The following is a 22,040-nucleotide window of genomic DNA, read 5'->3' as shown; positions in this document are numbered from 1 at the left end:
TGAAGACCATGGGAAACGTACGTCAGTTTGCAGCCGTCAATACCAAGATCAAAGGAATGGAAAGCCGGTTTCTCCATAAAGAAGACTATCTAAACCTACTGAGAAAAAGATCGGTTCGGGAGATCGGGGCCTATCTTAGGGAAAAGACCGATTATGCCATTGTACTGGAAAATGTTCAAATGGAACATATTCACCGGGATGAACTGGAACAGCTGCTGAAGAAATATATCCATCGTCAAGTGGAAAAGCTGATACACTTTTTCATCGATGACTATCGCAAATTCTTCAAGCTCATGCTGATGCGCTATGAAATAGAAGACCTAAAGCTCTATCTTCGAGCCATCACCAGAGGGGGTACGCTCCACAGCCTGCAGTATCTGATTCATTATGCAGGCAAATACAGCAGCCTTCCCCACAACAAGCTAAGTCAAGCCAAATCCATGGAAGAATTGGTGAGTCACCTCAAAGACACACCCTACTATCTTTCCCTGCTGCCCGTACTGCAGGAGGATGAGGATAAACGTCTTTTTCATATGGAAATGAACTTGGATATCTTGTATTTCCGGCTGCTGCAGGAGCAGAATAAAAAGCTGAGCAAAGAAGATAAAAAACTACAGGAGGAAATATTGGGGATCAATGTGGATTTGCTCAATCTCCAGTGGATTTATCGGGGGATTAAGTTTTATCAGCTGGTGCCGGAAGAGTTGATCAACTATATGCTGCCAAATGGTCACGCCATTGGGTTTCAAAAGATTAAACAGCTCTGTTACGCAAAAGACGAGAGGGAATTTCTTCAACGATTGGGTCCTACCAAATACGGCTTTCTGTTTGATAATCAGCAGACTCAGGATATCTATATGGAGAGGCGAATTGCCCGGTTTTTTTACTTTTTGTTCCAAAGCTATCGAAAGAAAGAAAAGATGAATATCGGTACAGCCATGATCTATATTCATCTTTTAGAATATCAGACAAGAGACATCATTTCTATTATCGAAGCGATACGATACGGTCTGGATGAGGAGAAGGCCAGGCAGTATCTCATCCGCAAGCTATAGGAGGTGAAGCGATGGCAGTAGAAAAAATGGAAATGCTCAATGTGGTGGCGCCGATTACAGCGATGGATGAGATTGCAAAGGAGATTGTATTGTCAAACAATGTCCATATGGTCAATGCCCTCCATGAGATCAATGAGAGCAACTTTACCATCCGGGTTCAGGAAGAAAATCTTGAGGAGCTGGTGGATATTTGCCTGATCCGCCCCTATGGCGGTGAACCAGAGGATACAGATACTACAAAAGATATCAAAAAGCTCTTAGACTTTTTCAAGATGGAACCCCATATAAAAGAGAAATATCTTTCGGGGGATTATAAGGATCAGTTGATTGCAGAAAAGATACATGCTGTCTATGCTGCGGTGACACCGGTGCAGGAAAAGATTAAAGAGCTGGAAGCGCAGCTGCAGTCCTTAGAGGATTTTAAAGAGCATATTAAGTTTATGAAGGATCTGGATGTAAATTTGGATGAGTTAAATGATCTGAAATTCTTCGCTTACAAAATCGGCATATTGTCCAAGGAGAACCGGCTAAAGCTCAAGCGGAATTATGAAAATGTGTCTGCAGTGGTACTGCATATCGGGTCCAACAATGTCGGCGAGGTGTACTTAGTCATTTCTCCTACAGAGCTGGAGCGGGAGACCAATCGTATCCTTAGATCTCTGAACTTCCAGGAGATCGATATGCCTAAGGCTTTTGCAGGCAAGCCTATAGACGTGATGCTGAGCATTGATCGGCAAATGGATATGATTGATTTAGAATTAAAAGCCTTGTACAGGAAAGCAGAGATTCTAAAAAAAGAGTATGAAGAAGATATCCTTCTGGCCTATAGCCGCCTGCGCCTCAAAGAGGAGATGATGAAAGTAAAAAAGGAGACCGCCTGCACCAATGAGTTCTTCTATCTGGCAGGCTGGGTGCCTCAGCGTGAGAAGGAGAGTATTCGTGCCCGGCTGGAGCAGTTTGGTGAAAGGGTTATCCTGCTGTTTAAGGATACCACAGAAGTACAAAAGTATATGATTCCGCCTACGAAGCTTAAGAATAACCCATTGATGAAGCCTTTTGAGGCACTGGTGAACATGTATGGCATACCTTCCTATCATGAATTAGATCCTACAGCCTTTCTTGGGATTACCTATATGCTCATGTTTGGGATCATGTTTGGGGATGTAGGGCAAGGGGCGGTACTATGGATCATGGGCTGCCTGCTCAAACGATGGAAGGGACAGGATGTGTACGGAGGAATTCTAAACCGCTTGGGCCTTAGCTCTATGGTCTTTGGATTTTTATATGGCAGCATCTTTGGAGACGAACATCTACTGCCTGCTTTACTGATAAGGCCTATTGAGCATATTGACCTGATTTTGGAAGGCTCTGTGGCTATAGGGATTTTACTGATCTTGATCAGCTTTGGCTATAACATCATCAATGGTATACGCCAAAGAAATGTACAAGATGGATTGTTGGGACGCAATGGGGCAGCAGGACTTCTGTTCTTTATCGTACTGCTGCTGATGATTGGGAATAAGCTTGTAGATGGAATGCTGATCAGCAACGGTTTTGCCATAGGGCTTTTGGTTTTGTTTGGCGGGCTGATCATTGCCCAGGAGCCGCTGGCCAATCTGATGTTAAACAGGCGTCCTCTGATCCACGAATCTCCATCCAGCTATATGATTGAGAGCGGCTTTGATATATTTGAAACCTTGCTAAGTATGTTGAGCAATACAGTTTCTTTTATCCGGATCGGAGCCTTTGCCCTAAACCATGTAGGCCTGTTTATCGCCTTCCAGACCATGGCTAGGATGATGGAGCATGCAGCAGGAAAGTTTTTGATATTGTTGCTAGGAAATGTGATCATCATCTGCCTGGAAGGTTTGATCGTGTTTATTCAGGGATTGCGGTTAGAGTATTATGAATTGTTTAGCAAGTATTATCAAGGAGAAGGAGTAGCATTCCAGCCGGTGCGGTTGGATTATGATTGATATTGGCCTTTAGTGGGTGGGCGCAGAGACCCACCCCTACGACGGGATGCAGGGGCGGAACTCCGTGTCCCCCCCGGTGTGGAAGTTGTAGGGGCGGAACCCATGTGTCCGCCCGAGGGTTTTATATAAAAGAATATTTTAATAATCACATATGTTGTGATAAGGGGGCATAGTTATGTATATTATTTTAGGCATTGCAGTGGCATTGGTCATCGGCACCGTGGGTGTCGGCGTACTGTTGACCTTTCAGGATTATTTAGCGACACGGACAAAATTAAAAAAGGCTTTGAGATATAATCTTTTTGTATTTATCCCATTGTTTTTGATGGCTATGTTGGTATTGGTACCGGATATCAGCTTGGCAGCAGCGGAGAATCCCGTCAGCGCATCGGGATTGGGCTTTATTGCAGCAGCACTATGTACAGGGTTAGCCACCATCGGAGCGGGCTATGCGGTGGGTGCTGTAGGCTCTTCTGCTTTAGGGGCAGTATCAGAAGATCCGAAGATTTTGGGTAAGACTTTAATATTTGTAGGTTTGGCTGAGGGGATAGCTATTTATGGATTGATTATTTCCATTTTGATATTGGGTAGATTGTAAAGCTTTCGGAACGACGAGGGCGTCGTTTCCTACAAGAGATAATAAGCGTGTAATGGAGTCATTTACGGGCCGGCAGGGTCGAAGGCCATTGAAAAAGTCCAGGTTTTGTCATTCTGAATGAAACGAAGTGGAATGAAGAATCTTTAAAAGCGCTTAAATACTCAGCTCCTTCGCAAGCTCCTTCGCTATCGCTCAGGACTAAAGGCTCAGGATGACAAACCTGACTATTTGTCGTATTTTTGACTTTTTCAGTGACCTCAAGGGTCGTCGGCCCCTACGAAAAACCGTAAGTATAAAGCAAGATGCAGGGGTGGAACCCCGTGTCCGCCTGAGGGTTGGGAGGACGAGAAACATGGATTATTATAGCACGGTGGTTGCGATAGATGTTATGAGCAGATACAAGGCCTGCCTTTACTAAGAATAAGCAGGATTAGGAATCCTGTATATGACCACTTAGGTTTTTCGGTAATAGACGTATATGATCAGGTAATTAGATACTAATAGTATTTTCGTGTAACGTGCAACGCGTAACGATTGAGAAAAGCAATGCTCAAATTGAGAATTTGAGTATATTCGAAACTTTGATGCAATAGCACAAAATAGAGGTGAGCATATGCGGGTCCATCTAATCAGTGACAATGTAGATACTTTAGTGGGTATGCGCCTGGCAGGGATTGCAGGTGTTGTAATCCACCAGCGGGACGCAGTACTTCGGGAGCTAAAGCAGGTAATGGAGGACGAAACCATCGGCATCCTCATCGTTACGGAAAAGATCATGGCCTTAGCCCGGGAAGAGATTATGGACATAAAGCTCAAGGAAAATCGTCCCCTGGTGGTGGAAATACCCGATCGCCACGGACCCACAAGAGGGAGCGATTATATTACACGGTACATCAAGGAATCCATTGGGATCAAGATATGAGGTGTAAACCATGATAACCATAGAGGAAAAACTCAATGTATTTACCAAACTGGTATTTGAACGCATCCAAGAAGAATCTAAAGTCCTGTTAAAGGAAATGGAAGAAAAAAATCAGCAGATCATAGAGGAACAAAGAGAAAAGCTAAAGCTCCAGAGTGAAAAGCTGATCAATGATATGGCACAAAAAGGGGAAACGAAGAAAAACCAAATGATCGCTAAGGCCAACATGGACCGTAAAATTAAAATTCTGGAGAAAAAGAAACAGCTGCTGGGGAAACTGCTTCAGGAGCTGCAGGAAAAAGCCTTAGCCTTTACGGCCACCAGTGCTTACGATGATTTTTTTCGAAAAACCCTGGAGGAAGTACTGGATCAGCTAAGGGGAGAAGAAGAAATCCTGCTGTATATCAAGGAAGGGGATATCCTGCGGTATCAGACAGTAATCGGTGAAATCGCAAATACCTTTGGATTTCAGCCCGGCAAATATAGTCTGCTGCCAGCTGAAGAAAATATCCTCGGAGGCGTAGTTGCACTCAGCGGAAATCATCGCCTGCGGATCGACGCATCCTTATCGGCACTGCTGCAGGAGCATGAAAAAATGGTAGGACAAATGCTGTACAATGGGCTGGAAAAAGAAGGTGAAGTCAATGAATAATCAACAGGGGATCATTACCTATATCAATGGTCCCGTAATCCGGGCAAACAACATGGAAAACTTTCGCATTCGTGAAATGGTCATGGTAGGGGAGAATAAGCTGATCGGAGAAGTGATTTCTCTTGAGGGCAACATTGGCACCATTCAGGTTTATGAGGAAACCAGCGGACTAAAATCCGGTGAGAAAATCCTTTCTACAGGAAAGCCTCTGTCCCTAAAACTAGGGCCTGGTATGCTGGGGAACATCTTTGACGGAATTCAGCGTCCCTTAGACAAGATCAATAGCCTATCCGAGGGCTTCATACCGGAGGGCATCGGATTGATTTCTATAGATACTGCAAAAGCCTGGCCCGTAAAGCTGCTGGTTCAGGTGGGCGACGAAATCAGATCAGGCCAAATTTTTGGAGAAGTACAGGAGACCTCCTTGGTCCTCCATCGGCTGCTGGTGCCTATAGGGGTATCCGGCAGGGTAACAGCAGTCAAAGAAGATGGTATTTATAGTATGGAAGAAATCTTGGTGACGGTGGAAAATGGAAAAGAACAGCATTCTCTAAAGATGTACCAGGAGTGGTCTGTTCGGGAGCCTCGGCCCAGCAAAGAGCGAAAGCCTATTGAAAGGCCCCTGGTTACCGGACAGCGGATTTTAGATATATTCTTTCCCATTGCAAAAGGAGGTACAGCGGCCATCCCTGGAGGCTTTGGTACGGGAAAAACCATGACTCAGCATCAGCTGGCCAAATGGTCTGACGCGGATATCATCGTATACATCGGCTGCGGAGAACGGGGCAATGAGATGACAGAGGTACTGGAGGACTTTCCAAAGCTGATCGACCCTAAATCCAACAAGCCTATCATGGAAAGAACCATTTTGATTGCCAATACCTCCAATATGCCCGTAGCCGCCCGGGAGGCCAGTATTTATACGGGGATCACCATGGCGGAGTACTTTAGAGATATGGGTTATCATGTGGCCATTATGGCAGATTCCACCTCCCGTTGGGCTGAGGCTCTTCGGGAAATCTCGGGACGATTGGAGGAAATGCCTGCAGAAGAAGGTTATCCTGCTTACTTGCCCTCCCGTCTTGCAGAGTTTTATGAGCGGGCCGGTTATGTGACTACCTTCAATGACCAGGAGGCTTCGGTCACGGTTATTGGTGCGGTTTCTCCTGCGGGAGGGGATTTTTCTGAACCGGTGACGGAAAACACCAAGCGATTTGTCAATGCCTTCTTAGGGCTGGATCGAAAGCTGGCCTATGCCCGGCATTATCCTGCTATCAACTGGCTGACCAGCTACAGCGGCTATCTAAAGGCACTGGATCGCTGGTACCGTGAAAATGTAGGGGAAGATATACTGGAGCTAAGGGCCAAGATGATGAAAATTCTCCATGAGGAAAACAAGCTCTTAGAGATCGTACAGCTGGTAGGGGAAGATGTACTGCCTGACGACCAGCGGTTGGTACTGGAGATCTCTAAAGTACTCAAGATCGGATTTTTACAGCAGAATGCCTTTCATAAGGAAGACACTTTTGTACCTTTAGAAAAGCAATATAAGATGCTGAAGCTGATTGATCTATTGTATGACCGGTGCTTCCGAGGAATCCGTCTGGGGATTCCCATCTCCCAGCTGAGACAGGAGCAGCTGTTCCAGGATATCATCAAAATGAAATATACGATTCCCAATGATAACCTGGAGGCCTTTGAGGTACTGGAAGAGCGTATTGTCAGTTGTTATAATGAGCTTGAGGCGAAATATACGATGCGCTAACGAAAACTGATTGACCTGTCAGGTGGACGTAAGCACGACTAATGGGCTAAGGTAATGGGGTACTAACAGTAAGAGAGTTATAGATCTGTGATTAAGAAATTTAACATTCACGGAACTGTGAGGGCACAGTTCTCTACGTAGACATAGGACAGGAAGGTAGGGAGCGACGCCCTTGGAAGGAATTGAAAATATCCAGGACCTGTCATTCTGAATGAAACGTAGTGAAATGAAGAATCTTTAAAAGTGCTTAAATGCTCAGATCCTTCGCAAGCTCCTTCGCTATCGCTCAGGACTAAAGGCTCAGGATGACAATCTTGACGAGTTGCCGTATTTTGGTTTTTTCAGTGATCTCCGACCGTAAATGACTCCATTACACGTTTATTATCTCTTGTAGGGAACGACGCCCTCGTCGTTCCGAGTATAAACTAGGATTTTCAGTTACATATCTATAAATAAAGTAATTAACCTGAAAATATATCTATAATGGTCAGGAAGAAGTGATGGCATGAAAAAAGAATATCTGTTATTAGATAAAATAGAAGGACCCCTGGTGGTATTATCCAAGGTAGAAAATGCGGTTTATGACGAAATCATTGATATCGTAGTAGATGGCAAAAGAACAAAGAAGGGGAAGATTGTCAAGATAGACGGTGATAAAGTGATTGCCCAGGTATTCGAAAGTACGGGAGGTTTGTCCCTGCACAATACCTCTGTGCGCTTTACAGGCAAACCCTTGGAAATCCCTTTGTCAAAGGAGATACTGGGGAGAACCTTCAATGGGATCGGCGAGCCCATCGATCAAGCCGGGGAGATCTACAGCACACGAACCTTTCCGGTCAATGGGCGGCCCATCAACCCTGTGGCCCGTATGTACCCTAGGGACTACATTCAAACGGGGATTTCCTCCATTGATGCACTGACGACGCTCATCAGAGGTCAAAAGCTGCCGATTTTCTCCGGAAATGGGATGCCCCATAATGAACTGGCAGTGCAGATTGTCCGCCAGGCGAAGATACAGGGAGCAGGAAGTGATAACTTTGCCATTGTGTTTGCTGCCCTAGGGGTAAAGCATGACGATGCGGACTATTTCCGCAGAAGCTTTGAAGAAGCAGGGGTGTTGGAAAAGGTTGTAATGTATATCAATCTGGCCGATGATCCGATTGTAGAACGGATCATTACACCCCGAAGCGCTTTGACTGCAGCAGAGTATCTTGCCTTTGAAGAGGGGATGCATATTCTGGTGATTATGACCGATATGACCAGCTACTGTGAGGCCTTACGGGAGGTTTCTTCTGCCAGGGAAGAGGTGCCCAGCCGCAAGGGATATCCCGGTTATATGTATTCGGATTTGGCCAGCCTATATGAAAGGGCAGGCATGATGAGAGGGCGAGAGGGGTCCATTACCCAGCTGCCTATATTGAGCATGCCCAATGATGATATCACCCATCCGGTGCCGGATTTGACCGGATATATTACAGAAGGGCAGATCGTTATCGGGCGAGATTTGTATCAAAGAAATATCTATCCGCCGATTAATATATTGCCCTCCCTGTCGAGATTGATGAAGGACGGCATTGGGGAGGGCTATACCCGGGAGGACCATGGGGATTTGGCCAATCAGTTATTTGCCTCCTATTCCCATGTGCAGGATGTAAGGGCCCTGGTTCAGGTGATCGGGGAGGATGATTTGTCAGAGGTGGATAAGCGGTACATGGAGTTTGGAAAGCTGTTTGAAGCCAGGTATATTACCCAGGGTTTTGATGAGAACCGCAGCATGGAGGAGACCTTGGATTTAGCCTGGGAGATATTGGCCGTATTGCCGAAGGAAGAGCTGGACCGGTTGAATCCGAAGTATATTGAGAAGTATGGTAAGTGGTAGATGATAGAGGGTTAACTTCTAAATATGTGAGACATGGGGACGCGTCTCTCCTGCGTCGAGAAACTTCCCCAAGTCTCATGGCAAGTGGTAAGTTAAGGCGAGTACAGAAAGTAGGGAACGACGCCCTATGATTCTACGTATAAAAGTGTAGGGAATGATTTCACGTGGCATATAAAAATTAGGTATGCTTTTATAATAATGGAACGGTGATAGTATGGAGAATAAATTACCAAGGAGAAAAAATCTAAGATTAAAGAATTATGATTATTCACAGCCAGGTTATTACTTCGTAACTATTTGTACTGAAAATCGAAGAAATCTTTTATGCAATATTGTAGGGAACGACGCCCCCGTCGTTCCGTCTGAAATAGGGAATGAGATTATTCAGTGCTGGGAGAATATCTCTTTATTATATGAAAACGTAAAGACAGACGGGTTTTGTATTATGCCAAACCATATCCATGGAATTATAGTAATAGAAGATACAAAACCACAACCATTATCAGAAAAAACTTATGGATTCCAGTCAGCGGAACGACGAGGGCGTCGTTCCCTACCAGATATAATCAAAGACTTTAAATCAGTGACGGCAAGACAATACAATAAGCTGGTAGAAATAGAATTTAGAAATACTCTATGGCAAAAGTCATATTATGAACACATTATCCGTAACGAACTGGAGTTACAGGAGATTAGAGAGTACATAGTAAACAATCCTGTAAAATGGGTCGAGGATGAGTACTATATTTAACAATCAGATGGGGGGACACAAGTCCAACGATTATAAGACCACAAGGGTAAGGGACGACGCCCCCGTCGTTCCGAATAGGAAGAGATAAAATGATTTGAGAAGAAGGGAACATAGATGTCGGTAAATATTGCGCCAACCAAATCGAATTTAATGAAGGCTGAAAATGCCCTTGCATTCTCCAAAAAGGGCTTTGAGCTTCTGGATAAAAAGAGAAATGTACTCATACGGGAAATGATGGGGATGATGGATCGTGCCAAGGACCTCCAGGAGCGGGTAACGGTGACCTTCCGGGAGGCCTATGAAGCTTTACAGGTGGTAAACGTCACCATGGGGATCAACAGCGTGGAAGAGATCGCCCTGTCCATCCCGAGGGCTTCAGAGTATGAGGTGTTATTAAAAAGTGTCATGGGGGTAGAGATCCCTACAGTTCACTATCGTCAAACAGATCTGCAGACCCAGTATGGCTTTTTTAGAACCAATCCTGCCTTAGACATCGCCTACGCTAAGTTTAAAGAAGTAAAATACCTGATCTATGAGCTGGCAGAGGTAGAAAACTCCGTCTGCAAGCTGGCCATGGAAATCAAGAAGACCCAGAAACGGGCCAATGGGCTCGAAAACATACAGATACCCAAATATAAAGAGCAGGTAAAGTATATCCAAGAGGTGCTGGAGGAAAAAGAGCGGGAAGATTTCTTCCGGTTGAAGCGGGTAAAGAAAAAAGGTCAGAAACAAGAATAATTGAAAAGGAATCTGCAGAATGATATAATGGGGTACGGAAGGTTTGAAAGGATGGTGTTCTCTGTGGAACAGCAAAAATTTCAGGAAGTGGTGCTTGAAGTGCTAAAGGACCTGAAAGAGGGACAAGTCCGACTGGAAATGAAAATAGACAAGCTGGAAGTGGGAATGGATAAGCTAGAAGCTAGGATGGATAAGTTAGAAGAAAAGGTAGAAAAGTTAGAGGCAAAGGTGGATAAGCTGGAAGAAAAGGTAGATAGGTTAGACCTGAGATTAGGCAGTCTGGAACAACAGGCAGAAGGTATGGATAAACGACTATCGGAGGTAGAGGAAAGAGTAGGCAGTTTGCAGCAGGATATGGTGACAGTAAAGGAAAAACTGCGAGCCATCGAAGTACAAGTGATCGAGAATACGGAAACATTAACAGAAGTGAAAGACTCTATTGAATATATGTTAGACAAGGAAAAACAAAATGAAAGAGAAATATTTTTATTAAAGAAAAAACTAAAAAAAGAAGCATAAACCAAGGAGGAAACAAACAATGGAAAAAGCAATGATTCGTATGAGAATGAGCATGCATGATGCCCATTACGGCGGCAACCTGGTAGATGGAGCAAAAATGCTGCAGTTATTTGGAGATGTAGCTACAGAGCTATTGATCCGGCAGGATGGCGACGAAGGACTATTCGCAGGCTATGACAAAGTAGAGTTCAAGGCCCCTGTATTTGCCGGAGATTACATAGAGGCTGTTGGGGAGATCGTTCATGTGGGCAACTCTTCCAGAAAAATGGTTTTCGAAGCCAGAAAAGTAATCATTCCAAGACCAGACATCAATGAGTCAGCTTGTGATGTATTAGAAGAGCCTATTGTAGTATGCCGTGCAGAAGGTACCTGTGTTGTACCCAAGAATAAGCAGCGGAAATAGTTGATATGCAGATAGGAGTCTTTGAAATAAATTATTACTGAAATAGGCACTAAGAAAACGTTATCTTATATGGCATTTGATGCAGAAAGCTAACATTCACGGAACTGTGAGGGCACAGTTCCCTACGCAGATATAGGACAGGAAGGTAGGGAGGACGCCCTCGTCGATCCGAATACAAGTCGGGATTCTCAGTTATACATGCCTATCATAGGCGTCAACTTAACCCATAATTTGTCATCCTGAGCGGAGTAAAACGGAGTCGAAGGATCTTTAAGCTAGATGATATATTCTGATAATCAAAAGTAATCTTGCTTATGTTTTATAAGATTCTTCGCTAACGCTCAGAATGACATGCTTCTAAGGTTTATTTGGAAATAATTGGATTACGTTGACACCTATGACATGCCTATAGAGTTAAGATAGGGTGTATCCATAAGTGTGTAACGGATTTTTGAGGAGGTAAAATCAATGGAAAAATTAATTATCACAGCAGCGCTGACGGGCGCAGAGGTAACAAAGGCACAGCAGCCCAATCTACCCGTAAGCCCTGACGAAATTGCTGAAGCTGCCTATGAATGCTATAAAGCCGGGGCATCCATCGTTCATGTTCATGGGAGAGATGCAGAGGGCAACCCAACCCAATCCTACGAAGTATACAAGGAAATTAAGGAAAAGATTGAGGCCAAATGCAACATTATCGTGCAGCCTTCTACCGGCGGTGCTACCTGGCATACACCGGAAGAGCGTCTTCAACCGGTGGAGTTAAAGCCGGAGATGGCAACCCTAAGCTGCGGAACCTGCAACTTTGGACCTGATGTCTTTATGAATTCAGAAGAGTACATCGAAAAGTTTGCAGCCCGCATGAAGGAGTTAGGGGTAAAACCGGAGATAGAGGTTTTTGAACGAGGGATGATTGACAATGCCCTTCGTTTGGTAAAAAAAGGTTTATTAGATGCCCCAGTTCATTTTGATTTTGTGCTGGGGGTGCCGGGAGCTTGCCCGGGAACCCCTGAAGACCTCATGCATATGGTGCGTTCCATTCCCGCAGGATCTACCTGGACGGTGGCAGGAATCGGAAGAGCAGAGACGCCCTTGGCAGTAATGGCTATTGTTTTAGGCGGAAACGTACGGGTTGGCTTTGAAGACAATGTATATTATGAAAAGGGTGTACTGGCTGAATCCAATGCCCAATTGGTAGCCCGTATCGCTCGAATCGCAAAGGAAATCGGCAGAGAAGTAGCCACGCCGGATGAAGCAAGAAAGATATTAGGTATAAAATAAGGCAGGTCCCAAAAAAGAAGGGATCGCAAAAAATATGTCGAATACTTACTACAGAAGGAGGTGCCCCTTATGATCATTGACAGCAGCATCTTCATAGCAGTCCGATGCGGGGCCTGTAGTAAGTTAGAGACCCATGAAATCTCCATTTTTCAGTTGCAAAAAGGACAGTATTATAAAGTAGATTGTCTATGCGGATCCTATGAATTTTATATAAAAACCCATGACTTTAAAAATATATTTTTTAAAATCCCTTGTTCCTGCTGTGATGGCGAACATGTCTTCAGCTATCGTTTAAGGGAAATCATGGGATCGTCAGTGTATTTCGGCGCTTGTGATGCAACCTGTGAGGTGGTTTTGTGTGTGGGCAATAAGACACATATTGAAGACAAGGTTGAAAAAATGAATCAAGAGATAGATAATATCATGGCAGAATTAGGCTATGAGAGTTATTTTCACAATGTTGATATCATGATAGAGGGTTTAAACCGTGTGCATAAGATTGCAGAACAGGACAATCTCTACTGTGATTGCGGCAGTTCTGATATAGATATGAACCTTTTTCCTGATCGCATTGAACTGCACTGTCTGCAATGCAGCAGTCTGAGTGTAATCTATACGGAGACAAAGGAAGACTTGCTCAATATTCGAAATACCCATGCCATCATCATGCATGAGAAAGCCTTTTCGTGCATTGATGCCATCAATTTTCAAGGGGAAATCAATAACCAGTAGACCGGGCCTTAGGGGTCCGGTTTTTTGCGGGTATCATACCAATAATGTTATAGTCTATAACGGACCTGCATACTATGCAGTCCCTACAATAATTAGATTGTGCAGGGCTTGCATAGCATGCAAACCAATAGGTTATTTCTATATAAACCAAGATCCTTCGCTTGGCTCAGGATGACAGACGCAAGCACTAGATTTCCTGTCATGCTGAAGGCAGTGAAGAATCCAGGGATTAGGCAAAAAAGATTTTTCATAAATATCTTTATGCTAGACTAAAATAATAAATCTGGCTGCTAAATTTCGTCAATAATAATCCTTTTGTCAAAATATGCAAAATATGTTTTTCGCTTGATAGAAACGCCCCTATATTTCTGCATATATGAATAATTTGTCAAAACAGCTGACTAGAGAGCATAATATTTTCACATTTAAAGAGAATACTTTAAATGAAAACCTATTGAAAAGGAAACACTTTAAAAGAGGTGTTTTCAACCTTAACCTATCACGTAAATGCAGATAGCCCCATCTAAGTTAAAAGATAATCGCAGGGGATGACCTATAGGCGTCAATGTAATCTAAATATTTCCAAATAAACCTTAGAAGCATGTCATTCTGAGCGTTAGCGAAGAATCTTATAGAACATAAGCAAGATTACTTTTGACTATCAGAATATATCATCTAGCTTAAAGATCCTTCGACTCCGTTTTACTCCGCTCAGGATGACAAACTATGGGTTAAGTTGACGCCTATGGGGGATGACCGATGTGTCGTTCCGAAAAAGCGGCAGACACGCAGGTCTGCCCCTGCAATAATATATTTTCCAAATAAGACGTGATCAATATTTTATAAAAGGAAACTTTTTGTATAACACATTTAGTGATATAATGTAGTATATTTGATAGTAATGGCAGATTTGGGAGGAAAAATATGGATAGAAACTTGGCACTGGAATTAGTAAGGGTTACAGAGACTGCAGCATTAGCTTCTGCGGGATACATGGGCAGAGGAAATAAGGATGCGGCAGATCAGGCGGCGGTAGATGGGATGCGAAAGGCCTTTTCTCACGTATCCGTTAAAGGTAAGGTCGTGATTGGAGAAGGGGAGCTAGACGAGGCACCCATGTTATATATCGGAGAAGAGGTAGGGAGATGGGGCGATGAAGACCGGGCTGTGGACATTGCCGTAGACCCGCTGGAGGGAACTGTATTGATCGCCAAGGGGCTGCCCAATGCCATCGCGGTTATCGCTATGGCACCGGAGGGCACTCTGCTCCATGCACCGGATACATATATGAAAAAGATTGCGGTTGGACCGAAGGCAAAAGGCCTTGTGCAGCTGGATGCACCGGTGGAGCAAAACCTGAAGGCTGTAGCAAAGGCGTTGAATAAAAACCTGCAGGATTTGACGGTGATTATACAGGATCGTCCCCGTCATGATGCTTTAATTCAGGAAGTACGGGCAGCAGGCTGCCGGATTAAGCTCTTTGGAGACGGGGATGTAGCTGCAGCTTTGGCTACCTGCTTTGAGGATACGGGGATTGACGTATTTATGGGAATCGGCGGTGCTCCCGAGGGTGTGATTGCAGCAGTAGCCCTCAAATGTTTAGGGGGAGAGATGCAGGGAAAACTAAATCCTCTTTCTGACGAAGAGTTTCAGCGGTGTGAGGCCTTGGGGTGGCATCAGGAGAGAATCAACAAGGTGCTGACACTAGACGATCTGGTAGCATCGGAAGATGTGTTCTTTGCAGCCACCGGGGTTTCTGATGGAGATCTGCTAAAAGGCGTAACCTATCTGGAGAATAATCAGGCTAAAACCCATTCTGTAGTGATGCGGTCTAAAACGGGTACCATCCGTTTCGTAGATGCGGTTCATCGATTGGATAAAAATGAGATATTGGTTGAAATGATGGAAAAGCATAGATAGGGGGAATGAAAATGGATAGAAACCTGGCGCTTAATCTTGCGAGAGTAACAGAGGCCGCTGCTTTAGGTGCTGCAAAATACATGGGTCGGGGAGATAAGGTTATTGCTGACCAAGCAGCAGTAGATGGTATGCGGAAAATGTTTGACACCATCAATATTGACGGGGTTGTAGTAATCGGTGAAGGAGAAATGGATGAAGCGCCCATGCTCTATATTGGAGAAAAGATCGGCAGGGGCGGAGAGACAGATTTGGCGGTAGATATCGCTGTAGATCCTTTGGATGGGACCACACTGATTGCCAAAGGGCTTCCCAATGCCATCGCAGTAGTAGCCATTGCCCCCAGAGGAAATTTGCTGAATGCTCCAGATATGTATATGGATAAGATTGCCGTTGGTCCAAAGGCAAAGGGTGTAGTAGATTTAAATGCACCGATTCAAGAGAATCTGAAGAATGTGGCAAAGGCTTTGAACAAGAATATTACAGACCTTACAGTGACCATGCTGGATCGTGAACGCCATGAGGGAATGATTGCTGCCTGTAGAGAAGTAGGCGTACGTATCAAGCTCTTCCAGGATGGAGATGTGGCTGCGGCGATTGCTACTTGCTTTGACCACACAGGAGTTGATATAATGATAGGGATTGGAGGGGCACCGGAAGGCGTGATAGCTGCTGCAGCCTTGAAGTGCCTTGGCGGAGAATTCCAAGGAAGGCTGGTGGCCTATAGGTCGGAAGAAAAGGCCCGATGCATTCAAATGGGTGTAGATATCAACAAGGTATATGGATTGGATGACTTGGTAAAAGGAAATGAGGCCTTCTTTGCTGCTACTGGAATTTCCGACGGAGATTTGCTCAAGGGAGTTACCTACTATGGAAATAACATGGCCAGAACCCACTCTGTAGTTATGCGGGCTGAGACCGGAACGATTCGTTTCATTGAAGCCATCCATAAATTAGACTTAAAGCCGGAGTATGCAAAGTAACGATATGGATAATGGGGCGGAACGACGAGGGCGTCCTTCCCTACTATGTATTAGTGAGGGCAACAGTAGGGGACGACCCATGTGTCGTCCCGAAAAATCTACGGATGGACACACAGGTCCACCCCTACGATGTGTATAAGAGGGCAACTGTAGGGGACGACCCCTAGGCGTCAACTTAACCCATAATTTGTCATCCTGAGGGGAGTAAAAGGGAGTCGAAAGATCTTTAAGCTAGATGACATATTCTGATAATCAAAAATAATCTTGCTTATGTTCCATAAGATTCTTCGCTAACCCTCAGAATGACATGCTTCTAAGGTTTATTTGGAAATATTTGGATTAATTTGGTGCCTATGGGTTCACCCCTAGGAAGTTGTAGAATCATATAATATTTATGTATAAAAAGCATAGATTATGGAAAAAAAATAAAGACGATATTATACATAAAGATTCTACAACTTACGTGCAAGGTGCAACGTAAAACCGTGAAGCTAGATAGTTTATTTTCCCTAGAATATTGTAAATGAATATATTTGTTTGCAAGCAAGTATATACTTGTGGAGGTGTGATTTTGCTTTTAGTAGAATTAGAAAATAAGAAGCTAGAAGAGCTCAGGGATTTGGCCAAAGAATTGGGCATCAAAAGTGCTACGAAGTACAAGAAGCAGGAATTGATAGATCTAATCCAAGCCCAGGCCAATCCGGTGCCAGCTGAGGCCATGGAAGAACCGGTGCCAGAGCCCCCGAAGGAAGTAGGTCTGGACCGACAGCGGCTGCCTGATAAAATCAATAATGAAATCGACAATAGTGAAGAAGTCAATACAGTAGAAGGTGTTTTGGAAATCACGGAGGGCGGCTTCGGATTCCTTCGATTTTACAACTTTCTTACCAGTGAAGAAGATGTATATGTTTCTCCTTCCCAGATTCGCAGGTTTAACCTAAAGACCGGCGACAAACTCCTCGGTATCACAAGACCCCCAAAAAGCGGTGAAAAGTTTCGTGCACTTCTATATGTTCAGAAAGTCAATGGTGACAGACCGGAAGTGGCTGCCCGACGGCCAAACTTCGAAGATCTTACCCCGATTTATCCCGACCAACGGATTACACTTGAATACAATAGCACAGATCTTTCAACCAGGATCATTGATTTGATTGCACCTATTGGAAAAGGACAAAGAGGCTTAATTGTGGCTCCCCCGAAGGCAGGAAAAACCATTTTGCTTAAAAAAATTGCCAATAGCATTGCAGAAAACCATGAAAACATAGAGATCATCGTACTGTTGATTGATGAGCGGCCGGAGGAAGTTACGGATATGCAGCGCTCTATCAAGGGAGAAGTGATTTATTCCACCTTTGATGAACTGCCAAATCATCATATCAAAGTAGCGGAGATGGTATTAAATCGTGCCCAGAGATTGGTTGAACAGGGAAGAGATGTGGTGATTTTGCTTGACAGCATTACCCGGTTGGCCAGAGCCTATAACCTGACGATCCCGCCTACGGGAAGAACCCTGTCGGGAGGTTTAGATCCCGGTGCCCTCCATAAGCCTAAAAGATTCTTTGGGGCCGCCCGGAATTTAGAAAACGGAGGAAGTCTGACCATACTGGCAACGGCATTAGTGGATACCGGGAGTCGAATGGATGATGTAATATTTGAGGAATTTAAAGGCACGGGAAATATGGAGCTTCACCTAGACCGTAGGCTGTCAGAGAAACGTATTTTCCCTGCCATTGATTTGAATAAATCCGGCACTAGAAGAGAAGAATTATTATTGAATCAAAAAGAGCTGGAAACTATCTGGAATATACGTCGTGCCATGGCCAACAACCCTACCCAGGAAGTGACCGAATCCATCATCAGCAAGCTGGTGACAACAAAAACCAATGCAGAGTTCGTAGAAAATCTGCGCAGCAAGATCTTAGGGTAGGGGTTGAATGAAAAACTAAAATATAACGGAACGGTGAGGGCACCGTTCCCTACGGATAGCTAAATGGAGATGTAAGTCGTTCCGAATATATATCCTAAACAACAATGGAAGGGCACAGAGGCCACTTCTTACACAAATTCAAAATGGAGATGTAGGGAACGACGTCCCCGTCGTTCCGAAATAAAACGGGCAGAGGCGAGGCTTGACCCTACAGCTTGAATCGAATAGTTTTGTACTTGACATAAGATATTTATAATAGGATACTTGCAACGGCTAACGTGTAACGTTTTTTAAAATATCTCCTTGAATTTGAAAAAGGCCTATGCTATAATATAGAAGTTGACAACTGGGATAAATGATGTTTTCAATATACAGAGTTAGAAGAGAAAGAGGTGAACAGCATGAAAACAGGAATCCATCCAAATTACAAGAAATCTGTTGTAAGATGTGCCTGTGGCAATACATTTGAAACCGGTTCTGTAAAGGAAGAAATCAGAGTAGAGATCTGTTCTGAGTGTCATCCATTCTTTACCGGAAAACAAAAATTTGTAGACCAAGGTGGCCGTGTAGAAAAGTTCAAGCAAAAATACGGCATGAAATAATACATCAACATAGAACATACGATGGGTTAGAGAGAAAATCTCTAACCTTTGTTGTATCCTGAAAAGGGGGAAAACCAATGTATAGGCCAAGCCATCACGGCTGTATCGAGGTAATCGTGGGACCGATGTACAGCGGAAAAAGCGAGGAGTTAATTCGACGGCTAAAGCGGGCGGAGATTGCCAGGCAAAACGTATTGGTGTTTAAACCGGCTATAGATAATCGGTATTGTGTAGAAAATGTGGTTTCTCACAGCGGTGTTCGGTTCAAAGCCCATCGAATCAATAAGGCATCGGATATCCTTACATATATAGAAGAAGACACCCAAGTGGTCGGCATTGATGAAGTGCAGTTTTTTGAAGAGGAAGTTGTAGAGATCGCAAGAACGCTGGCGGATCGGGGTCTTCGTGTGATTGCTGCAGGACTGGACATGGATTTTAGAGGAGAACCCTTTGGACCTACGCCAAAGCTGATGGCCATTGCAGAATTCGTGGACAAATTGACTGCCATCTGCATGATCTGTGGGGATCCCGCCCATCGGACCCAGCGTCTGATTAATGGAAGCCCTGCCAGCTATGATGACCCTACCATTCTGGTAGGAGCTACAGAGAGTTATGAAGCAAGGTGCAGACTTCACCACCAGGTGCCTAAGCACCTGTAGAAAAAATACTGGGCAGCATAATAGTTAGACAAAGGCTACTACAATGTAAAAATGCAGGGGATGACCCATAGGCGTCAACTTAACCCATAGTTTGTCATCCTGAGCGGAGTAAAAGGGAGTCGAAGGATCTTTAAGCTAGATGATATATTCTGATAGTCAAAAGTAATCTTGCTTATGTTCTATAAGATTCTTCGCTAACGCTCAGAATGACATGCTTCTAAGGTTTATTTGGAAATAATTGGATTACGTTGACGCCTATGGGGGCAGACCTATGTGTCGTCCCGAAAAAGCGGGCAGACACGCAGGTCTGCCCCTACAAAATAATATTTTGTTTTAGACGCGTAAATCTATAGAAACGGAGTGTGGAAAGGTAGGAGAAATCCTACTTTTTGCAATTTGCAAAAGCATTTTGGGTATGCTACAATCAAAGGAAGAATTGATTGCAGCTATATGAAAGGAAGATCATATTGGATCAAGATAAAATCTTTATAAAGAGTGCAACACCAAGAAACGTAGGCGGGCAGGCAGTGATCGAGGGGGTTATGATGAAGGGCCCTAAGGATATTGCCATTGCAGTACGTAAACCGGATAAAGAAATTGTCATTAAAAAAGAAGCCATTCAGGGAATGTCCAAAAGTGCCATCAGCAAGCTTCCCGTTTTTCGGGGTGTTGTTGCCCTGGTAGACTCTATGGTCTTAGGGGTTAAATCCCTTACTTATTCTGCGGAGTTTTTCGAGGAGTACGAAGATACAGAAGAGAAAGGAAAAATTGAACAGTGGATTGAGAACCGGTTTGGGGATAAGGCCAATGACATCATGCTCTATTTTTCTGTATTTATTGCCATGGCCTTGGCTATTCTAATTTTTATCATTTCTCCCACTTTGGTGACAACCTTTTTGAAACGATATATTAACAATTCTTTGGGATTAAATATTGTGGAAGGGGTATTGCGTATCACCTTGTTTATCAGCTATGTCCTTCTAATTTCTCAGATGAAGGATATTCAGCGGGTGTTCCAATACCATGGAGCTGAGCATAAAACCATCCACTGCTATGAAAGCGGGCAGGAGCTGACAGTGGATAATGTGAGAAGCTTTACAACTCTCCATCCCCGCTGCGGTACAAGCTTTATGCTGATTGTCATGGTCATCAGCATGATTTTATTTACCATGATCGGCTGGCCCAATCCTTGGATTAGAATATTGTCCCGATTTATACTGCTGCCGGTGGTGGCAGGGATCTCCTATGAGATCATTCGATGGGCCGGCAGAAGTCAATCGAAGCTGGTATGCATGATCAGCTATCCCGGACTGATGCTTCAAAAGCTCACTACCCGTGAACCCGATGACAGTCAGCTGGAGGTAGCCATCGCCGCATTGAAAAATGTATTGGTGGAAGACAAGGAGGCAGATCTGTGGTAAGGACAGTTCAGGACGCTTTAAAGGATGCCGCTGACAGACTGGAAAACAGTGGAGCTTCGACGCCTCTGCTGGATGCAGAGGTTCTTTTATGTGAAGTACTTCAGATAGATAGACTCTATTTATATATCCAAAGAGGTAGAAGCTTGACCCAGGAAGAGAATGATGCCTTTGAGGCATTTCTGGAAAAACGGATTCAAGGAGTGCCCCTACAATATATCATACATCGGCAGGAGTTTATGGGTCTGGATTTTTATGTGGAAGAGGGCGTATTGATTCCAAGACCCGACACAGAGATTTTAGTAGAAACTGTGCTGCAGTGGGTGAATGCAGAACAGGCTTTTAAGGGACATCAAGATATCTTGAAAATCGTAGATCTGGGTACGGGCAGCGGAGCCATCACTGTGAGTCTGGCCAAATATATAGAAAAAGTTCAAGTATACTCTGTAGACCTATCAGAAAAAGCTCTGGCCATTGGACAAAAGAATGCACAAAAGCATGGTGTTCTGGAAAAAATTAACTTTTTGAAGGGAGATCTGCTTCACCCTCTGGATGAAGAGGATTTATTCGGAAAGATAGACATTTTGGTGTCCAATCCCCCCTATATCCCTGCAAAGGATATCGAAGGGCTTCAGATAGAGGTAGCTAAGTATGAGCCTCGGATGGCCTTGGACGGGGGACCTGACGGCTTGGATTTTTACCGGAGAATTGTAGCACAAGGGGATCAGCTCTTACGCCCCGGGGGACGAATCGCCTTGGAAGTGGGGCATGACCAGGCAGAAGCAGTAAAAAATATGATGGTTGCAAAAAATAAGTATGCAAATATCAATAAACATAAAGATTTAGCAGGGATTGAAAGAGTTGTCACAGCCACCGTAATTTAGATTTTTTCTATATATTAAGTAATGAATATTTGTAGAAAAATGCGACATAGAATTACTATCTGTGGCTGTCATCCTGAGTAAAACGAAGGATCTTTAAAACAGAAACCAAAGATCCTTCACTGCGTTCAGGATGACATCTCTATGATAGTGAGGGATGTAGGGGCGAACATTGTTCGCCCGTCCAAATATGTATTGGAATTAGGTTGTAGGGGTGGAGGACCCTGTCCACCCGGGCAGCAAGATTCCTGCAACCCGCTTTATGATTTGTCATCCTGAACGGAGTGAAGGATCTGACCTTTAAAATTCTAGACCCGTTCGCTCCGCTCAGGGTGACAGCTTTATGAGGATGATAAAGTAGGGTTGGGTCTCAGCCCCAATC

20 protein-coding genes are annotated in these 22,040 nt (G+C 44.1%); all 20 read left to right on the top strand.

The genetic code is table 11. The annotated features are described in order from the left end of the window. Positions 1-8 precede the first annotated feature (8 nt). Positions 9-1,055, top strand: coding sequence for a V-type ATPase subunit (locus BUB56_RS15065; RefSeq protein WP_110942131.1), 1,047 nt, complete (start codon positions 9-11; stop codon positions 1,053-1,055). An 11-nt stretch (positions 1,056-1,066) separates the two neighbouring features. Further along, positions 1,067-3,031, top strand: coding sequence for a V-type ATP synthase subunit I (locus BUB56_RS15060; protein WP_110942130.1), 1,965 nt, complete (start codon positions 1,067-1,069; stop codon positions 3,029-3,031). 175 nt (positions 3,032-3,206) lie between these two features. Continuing rightward, positions 3,207-3,629: an ATP synthase subunit C gene (locus BUB56_RS15055; protein ID WP_110942129.1), complete on the top strand. Its 423-nt coding sequence runs from the start codon at positions 3,207-3,209 to the stop codon at positions 3,627-3,629. A 613-nt stretch (positions 3,630-4,242) separates the two neighbouring features. Further along, positions 4,243-4,551 (top strand): V-type ATP synthase subunit F, encoded by a 309-nt coding sequence (locus BUB56_RS15050; protein ID WP_110942128.1) that lies wholly within the window; start codon positions 4,243-4,245, stop codon positions 4,549-4,551. A gap of 10 nt (positions 4,552-4,561) precedes the next feature. Then, positions 4,562-5,203, top strand: a complete 642-nt coding sequence (locus BUB56_RS15045; protein ID WP_110942127.1) for a V-type ATP synthase subunit E — start codon at positions 4,562-4,564, stop codon at positions 5,201-5,203. Beyond that, positions 5,196-6,968 (top strand): V-type ATP synthase subunit A, encoded by a 1,773-nt coding sequence (locus BUB56_RS15040; protein WP_110942126.1) that lies wholly within the window; start codon positions 5,196-5,198, stop codon positions 6,966-6,968. Before BUB56_RS15045 ends, BUB56_RS15040 begins: the two co-directional genes overlap by 8 nt. 505 nt (positions 6,969-7,473) lie before the next feature. Then, positions 7,474-8,847: a V-type ATP synthase subunit B gene (locus BUB56_RS15035; protein WP_110942125.1), complete on the top strand. Its 1,374-nt coding sequence runs from the start codon at positions 7,474-7,476 to the stop codon at positions 8,845-8,847. A 214-nt stretch (positions 8,848-9,061) separates the two neighbouring features. Further along, positions 9,062-9,598: a transposase gene (locus BUB56_RS15030; RefSeq protein ID WP_110942124.1), complete on the top strand. Its 537-nt coding sequence runs from the start codon at positions 9,062-9,064 to the stop codon at positions 9,596-9,598. Positions 9,599-9,712: 114 nt separating this feature from the next. Next, positions 9,713-10,336 (top strand): V-type ATP synthase subunit D, encoded by a 624-nt coding sequence (locus tag BUB56_RS15025; protein WP_110942123.1) that lies wholly within the window; start codon positions 9,713-9,715, stop codon positions 10,334-10,336. 63 nt (positions 10,337-10,399) lie between these two features. Further along, entirely contained in the window at positions 10,400-10,855 is a 456-nt protein-coding gene (locus BUB56_RS15020; RefSeq protein ID WP_190014580.1) for a hypothetical protein, read from the top strand. Positions 10,856-10,874: 19 nt separating this feature from the next. Continuing rightward, the gene (gene kal, locus BUB56_RS15015) at positions 10,875-11,258 is read left to right on the top strand and encodes a 3-aminobutyryl-CoA ammonia lyase (protein ID WP_110942121.1); all 384 of its coding nucleotides are present in this window, start codon (positions 10,875-10,877) and stop codon (positions 11,256-11,258) included. Positions 11,259-11,726: 468 nt separating this feature from the next. Further along, on the top strand, positions 11,727-12,539 hold the full coding sequence (gene kce / locus BUB56_RS15010; protein WP_110942120.1) for a 3-keto-5-aminohexanoate cleavage enzyme: 813 nt from the start codon (positions 11,727-11,729) through the stop codon (positions 12,537-12,539). A 69-nt stretch (positions 12,540-12,608) separates the two neighbouring features. Next, on the top strand, positions 12,609-13,271 hold the full coding sequence (locus BUB56_RS15005; RefSeq protein WP_110942119.1) for a hypothetical protein: 663 nt from the start codon (positions 12,609-12,611) through the stop codon (positions 13,269-13,271). 924 nt (positions 13,272-14,195) lie between these two features. Next, the gene (gene glpX, locus BUB56_RS15000) at positions 14,196-15,191 is read left to right on the top strand and encodes a class II fructose-bisphosphatase (protein WP_110942118.1); all 996 of its coding nucleotides are present in this window, start codon (positions 14,196-14,198) and stop codon (positions 15,189-15,191) included. A gap of 11 nt (positions 15,192-15,202) precedes the next feature. Next, positions 15,203-16,171, top strand: a complete 969-nt coding sequence (gene glpX, locus BUB56_RS14995) for a class II fructose-bisphosphatase (protein ID WP_110942117.1) — start codon at positions 15,203-15,205, stop codon at positions 16,169-16,171. A 571-nt stretch (positions 16,172-16,742) separates the two neighbouring features. After that, positions 16,743-18,098, top strand: a complete 1,356-nt coding sequence (rho, locus tag BUB56_RS14990) for a transcription termination factor Rho (protein WP_408606963.1) — start codon at positions 16,743-16,745, stop codon at positions 18,096-18,098. 401 nt (positions 18,099-18,499) lie between these two features. Continuing rightward, complete coding sequence (gene rpmE / locus BUB56_RS14985; RefSeq protein ID WP_110942115.1) at positions 18,500-18,700, top strand: 50S ribosomal protein L31; 201 nt, start codon at positions 18,500-18,502, stop codon at positions 18,698-18,700. Between the two features lie 77 nt (positions 18,701-18,777). Then, positions 18,778-19,359: a thymidine kinase gene (locus BUB56_RS14980; protein WP_110942114.1), complete on the top strand. Its 582-nt coding sequence runs from the start codon at positions 18,778-18,780 to the stop codon at positions 19,357-19,359. A gap of 467 nt (positions 19,360-19,826) precedes the next feature. Next, on the top strand, positions 19,827-20,780 hold the full coding sequence (locus tag BUB56_RS14975; RefSeq protein WP_242946396.1) for a DUF1385 domain-containing protein: 954 nt from the start codon (positions 19,827-19,829) through the stop codon (positions 20,778-20,780). Next, positions 20,774-21,661 (top strand): peptide chain release factor N(5)-glutamine methyltransferase, encoded by an 888-nt coding sequence (gene prmC, locus BUB56_RS14970; protein ID WP_110942113.1) that lies wholly within the window; start codon positions 20,774-20,776, stop codon positions 21,659-21,661. The genes BUB56_RS14975 and prmC overlap by 7 nt, the downstream gene beginning before the upstream one ends. Positions 21,662-22,040: the final 379 nt, after the last annotated feature.

It is taken from the genome of Geosporobacter subterraneus DSM 17957 (genome assembly GCF_900142145.1).
GTDB lineage: Bacteria > Bacillota > Clostridia > Peptostreptococcales > Thermotaleaceae > Geosporobacter > Geosporobacter subterraneus.
The sequence above is the reverse complement of the archived record's forward strand: the minus strand, read 5'-3'. Positions and strand labels throughout refer to the sequence as shown.

Coding starts and splice junctions, on each gene's coding strand:
- BUB56_RS15050 (WP_110942128.1), top strand. CDS start 4,243: ATGCGGGTCCATCTAATCAGTGACAATGTAGATACTTTAGTGGGTATG.
- glpX (WP_110942118.1), top strand. CDS start 14,196: ATGGATAGAAACTTGGCACTGGAATTAGTAAGGGTTACAGAGACTGCA.
- BUB56_RS15040 (WP_110942126.1), top strand. CDS start 5,196: ATGAATAATCAACAGGGGATCATTACCTATATCAATGGTCCCGTAATC.
- BUB56_RS15060 (WP_110942130.1), top strand. CDS start 1,067: ATGGCAGTAGAAAAAATGGAAATGCTCAATGTGGTGGCGCCGATTACA.
- BUB56_RS15030 (WP_110942124.1), top strand. CDS start 9,062: ATGGAGAATAAATTACCAAGGAGAAAAAATCTAAGATTAAAGAATTAT.
- kal (WP_110942121.1), top strand. CDS start 10,875: ATGGAAAAAGCAATGATTCGTATGAGAATGAGCATGCATGATGCCCAT.
- rpmE (WP_110942115.1), top strand. CDS start 18,500: ATGAAAACAGGAATCCATCCAAATTACAAGAAATCTGTTGTAAGATGT.
- glpX (WP_110942117.1), top strand. CDS start 15,203: ATGGATAGAAACCTGGCGCTTAATCTTGCGAGAGTAACAGAGGCCGCT.
- BUB56_RS15005 (WP_110942119.1), top strand. CDS start 12,609: ATGATCATTGACAGCAGCATCTTCATAGCAGTCCGATGCGGGGCCTGT.
- BUB56_RS14980 (WP_110942114.1), top strand. CDS start 18,778: ATGTATAGGCCAAGCCATCACGGCTGTATCGAGGTAATCGTGGGACCG.
- BUB56_RS15055 (WP_110942129.1), top strand. CDS start 3,207: ATGTATATTATTTTAGGCATTGCAGTGGCATTGGTCATCGGCACCGTG.
- BUB56_RS15045 (WP_110942127.1), top strand. CDS start 4,562: ATGATAACCATAGAGGAAAAACTCAATGTATTTACCAAACTGGTATTT.
- kce (WP_110942120.1), top strand. CDS start 11,727: ATGGAAAAATTAATTATCACAGCAGCGCTGACGGGCGCAGAGGTAACA.
- BUB56_RS15025 (WP_110942123.1), top strand. CDS start 9,713: ATGTCGGTAAATATTGCGCCAACCAAATCGAATTTAATGAAGGCTGAA.
- BUB56_RS15065 (WP_110942131.1), top strand. CDS start 9: ATGGGAAACGTACGTCAGTTTGCAGCCGTCAATACCAAGATCAAAGGA.
- BUB56_RS15035 (WP_110942125.1), top strand. CDS start 7,474: ATGAAAAAAGAATATCTGTTATTAGATAAAATAGAAGGACCCCTGGTG.